3 protein-coding genes and 1 tRNA gene are annotated in these 3,250 nt (G+C 44.3%); 3 read left to right on the top strand and 1 reads right to left on the bottom strand.

Annotated elements, in window-relative coordinates:
• Nucleotides 1–551: 551 nt before the first annotated feature.
• On the top strand, nucleotides 552–1,709 hold the full coding sequence (locus BM329_RS14045) for a tyrosine-type recombinase/integrase (RefSeq protein ID WP_092554399.1): 1,158 nt from the start codon (nucleotides 552–554) through the stop codon (nucleotides 1,707–1,709).
• A gap of 21 nt (nucleotides 1,710–1,730) precedes the next feature.
• On the opposite strand, the gene BM329_RS14040 is transcribed toward BM329_RS14045, so the two are convergent.
• Nucleotides 1,731–1,807 (bottom strand) — tRNA-Arg (locus tag BM329_RS14040).
• Between the two features lie 188 nt (nucleotides 1,808–1,995).
• Here BM329_RS14040 and folD point away from each other — a divergent pair.
• Both folD and ybcJ read left to right on the top strand, forming a co-directional pair.
• On the top strand, nucleotides 1,996–2,871 hold the full coding sequence (gene folD / locus BM329_RS14035) for a bifunctional methylenetetrahydrofolate dehydrogenase/methenyltetrahydrofolate cyclohydrolase FolD (RefSeq protein ID WP_092554396.1): 876 nt from the start codon (nucleotides 1,996–1,998) through the stop codon (nucleotides 2,869–2,871).
• Nucleotides 2,871–3,083 (top strand): ribosome-associated protein YbcJ, encoded by a 213-nt coding sequence (gene ybcJ, locus BM329_RS14030; protein WP_092554393.1) that lies wholly within the window; start codon nucleotides 2,871–2,873, stop codon nucleotides 3,081–3,083. Before folD ends, ybcJ begins: the two co-directional genes overlap by 1 nt.
• The last annotated feature ends 167 nt before the right edge of the window (nucleotides 3,084–3,250 follow it).

Here is a 3,250-nt window from a genome sequence, read left to right as displayed (position 1 = left end):
GATGACATCAAAACACTGCAACAGCTCAGCGACAGGTTAGAGGTAATCGCCAGAGAACTGGCAGAAAAGTTTAACAATACCTAACACACTCGAAAATGTACGGAGACAGGCGGCGAGGGAGTGCCGAAACGAGCTACTCACAATCAAGAAACGTACCGACCAGCAAACCGACGCAATACTCACCCAACACCTGCCCCGATTTGAAACCGTTATGTCGCCACATCAGAAGAGTAAATTCCTGCCTGTGATGTGGCTACGACACTATGTAGATATGATTGATAAGGAGATGAAGCAATGAGACTCATCACTGATAATAATGAGATAGAAAGCATAACCTTATCCAGAAAAAAAGCAGCAGCGCTCATAGGGATTGATGTGGACACATTATCCCTATGGTGTCAGATAGGTAAAATAGCCTACACCAAGAAGAACCCCACCAAGCCAAACTCACCTTATTTATTTACACGCGCCGCATGTATTGCAGCAATCAACAATCCGATCCAAACTGTGATTGTGAGCGCGGTAGATGCGACAGAGAAAGGAGATAAACAATGTCAATCTTCCGTAGAGGAAATACGTGGTATGGGAACTACACGACGCCAAGCGGCAAAAGAATTAAGGAGTCTCTTGGGACAACGGACAAAAAGCAAGCTCAGGAGTTGCACGACCGAAGAAAGGCCGAATTATGGCGCATAGAAAGGTTGGGTGATTTCCCTGATGTGACCTTTGATGAGGCATGCTTGCGATGGATCGAGGAAAAAGCTGATAAGAAATCACTGGATGATGATAAAGGCCGTATGGCGTTCTGGTTGGAATATTTCGAAGGAGTAAGACTAAAGGATATCACCGAAGCCAGGATTTATACGGCAATCAGCAAAATGAGAAACCGCAAATCTAAGCAGCGATGGGAAAGTCGTGTTACAGCAGCCCAGAAAAAAGGAAAAGAAGTCCCTGCATATACAGAAGTTTCCGTCTCGGTAGCGACCAAAGCAAAACACTTATCATTGATGAAGTCTCTGCTAAGGGCGGCTGAACGAGATTGGAAATGGTTAGAGAAAGCACCCGTGATCAAGGTTCCAGCCGTCAGAGATAAACGTGTCAGATGGTTAGAGCCTCACGAAGCCCAAAGATTAATTGATGAATGCCCCGAACCTTTACAGTCAATCGTCAAGTTCGCACTGGCAACGGGATTAAGGCGTTCAAACATTATCAATCTTGAATGGTCTCAAATTGATATGCAGAGACAAGTAGCATGGATACACCCAGACCAAAGTAAATCGGCTAGGGCTATAGGGGTAGCCCTAAACGAAACCGCTTGCAGGGTGTTACGTGCCCAGATAGGAAATCATAATAAGTGGGTGTTCGTCCATACTAAATCATCAACTAATCCCGATGGAATAGTAATGCCTAATATCAGAAAGATGCGTGTTGATGATAACACGGCATTGAATTCCGCATTAAAGCGAGCTGGAATAGAAGATTTCCGATTTCATGATCTGAGGCATACGTGGGCTAGCTGGTTGGTTCAGTCAGACGTTCCATTGTCAATTTTGCAAGAGATGGGCGGATGGGAATCAATCGAAATGGTGAGGCGCTATGCTCATTTAGCACCTAATCATTTGACTGAACACGCGCGTCAAATTGATGAGCTTTTTGGAAATCTCGTCCCAAATCCGTCCCAGTCGGGAAAAATTGTAGTTGCAAAGTAGGTGTAAGTGCTTGATTTTAAATGGTACGCCCTACAGGATTCGAACCTGTGACCTACGGCTTAGAAGGCCGTTGCTCTATCCAGCTGAGCTAAGGGCGCATATGGTATGCAAAATAATCAACATCACTAATGCGTTGATGTGGGACGGAATTATACGGGCATAATGAAATGAGTCAATGGTCTTTTGCCCATATGTTCATTTTATTATTATCAATAAAACTGACAGGCGCTTCATGTTCTGACAAAATAGCCTCTATTCCTATACTTGATGATGGAATCTTAAATACATGTCAGCAAAAATTATTGATGGGAAAACGATTGCGCAGACAATCAGAAGCGAAGTTGCAGAAAAAGTCAGACAACGTGTTACCGTCGGGAAACGAGCGCCGGGTCTTGCCGTCGTTTTAGTGGGAGAAAACCCCGCTTCTCAGATTTATGTCGCAAGTAAACGTCGTGCTTGCGAGGAAGTTGGTTTTATGTCCCGCTCTTATGACTTACCTGATACCACCAGTGAAGCCGAATTACTCTCCCTGATAGATAACCTGAACGCCGATACGGAAATCGACGGTATTTTAGTTCAACTTCCCTTACCTGCCGGCATTGATAATGTCAAAGTACTGGAACGTATTCATCCCGATAAGGATGTGGATGGTTTCCATCCTTATAATATTGGTCGTCTGTGCCAGCGTTCGCCAAAACTACGCTCGTGCACTCCCCGTGGAATTGTAACGCTGCTTGAGCGCTGCAATATCAATACCTATGGGCTAAATGCAGTTATCATCGGTGCCTCCAATATTGTCGGGCGTCCAATGAGCCTTGAATTACTGTTGGCTGGCTGTACAACTACGGTAACGCATCGTTTTACCAAAAATCTGCGTCAGCATGTTGAACAGGCTGATTTACTGATCGTTGCTGTCGGAAAGCCGAATTTTATTCCCGGTGAGTGGATTAAACCGGATGCGATTGTGATTGATGTTGGTATCAATCGTCTGGAAAATGGCAAAGTCATCGGTGATGTTGATTTCGATAACGCATCCGAACGCGCCAGTTGGATTTCTCCTGTGCCAGGAGGTGTCGGTCCAATGACTGTTGCGACATTGATTCAAAATACCTTGCAAGCTTGCGAGGAATATCATGATGTAGATACAACTGAAGGTTATTGATGGAAATTTTTTATTTAGATAGTCACCCTTATGTCGAATTGTGTGATTTGCTGAAGTTACAAGGGTGGAGTGAAAGTGGTGCTGCGGCAAAAATTGTGATTGCAGAGGGTTTAGTTCAAGTTGATGGACAAGTTGAGACTCGCAAACGCTGCAAAATTACTGCCGGTAAAGCTGTTGCCTTTAATGGTGAATGTGTTCGCGTTCAGGCGTAACCGTAACTTGATGGTTAAACACTAACTCTGATGTATTCCAAAAAATCAGTACAGTATGTATTTAATGTGCTGCTTGGATTCGCCTAATAAGTGCAATTTCTAAGAAAGGCGGTCAGTTGCTATAGTAGGCATCTTTCTCGCCAAAGGAAAATGCGCTATGGCCTATA

The organism is Xenorhabdus koppenhoeferi (assembly GCF_900116635.1).
GTDB lineage: Bacteria > Pseudomonadota > Gammaproteobacteria > Enterobacterales > Enterobacteriaceae > Xenorhabdus > Xenorhabdus koppenhoeferi.
Note: the sequence above shows the minus strand (reverse complement) of the source record. Positions and strands in the feature narration are given on the sequence as shown.

Excerpts from the sequence above, each read along its gene's own strand:
- BM329_RS14045 (WP_092554399.1), top strand. The coding sequence starts at position 552 with ATGTCAATCTTCCGTAGAGGAAATACGTGGTATGGGAACTACACGACG.
- folD (WP_092554396.1), top strand. The coding sequence starts at position 1,996 with ATGTCAGCAAAAATTATTGATGGGAAAACGATTGCGCAGACAATCAGA.
- ybcJ (WP_092554393.1), top strand. The coding sequence starts at position 2,871 with ATGGAAATTTTTTATTTAGATAGTCACCCTTATGTCGAATTGTGTGAT.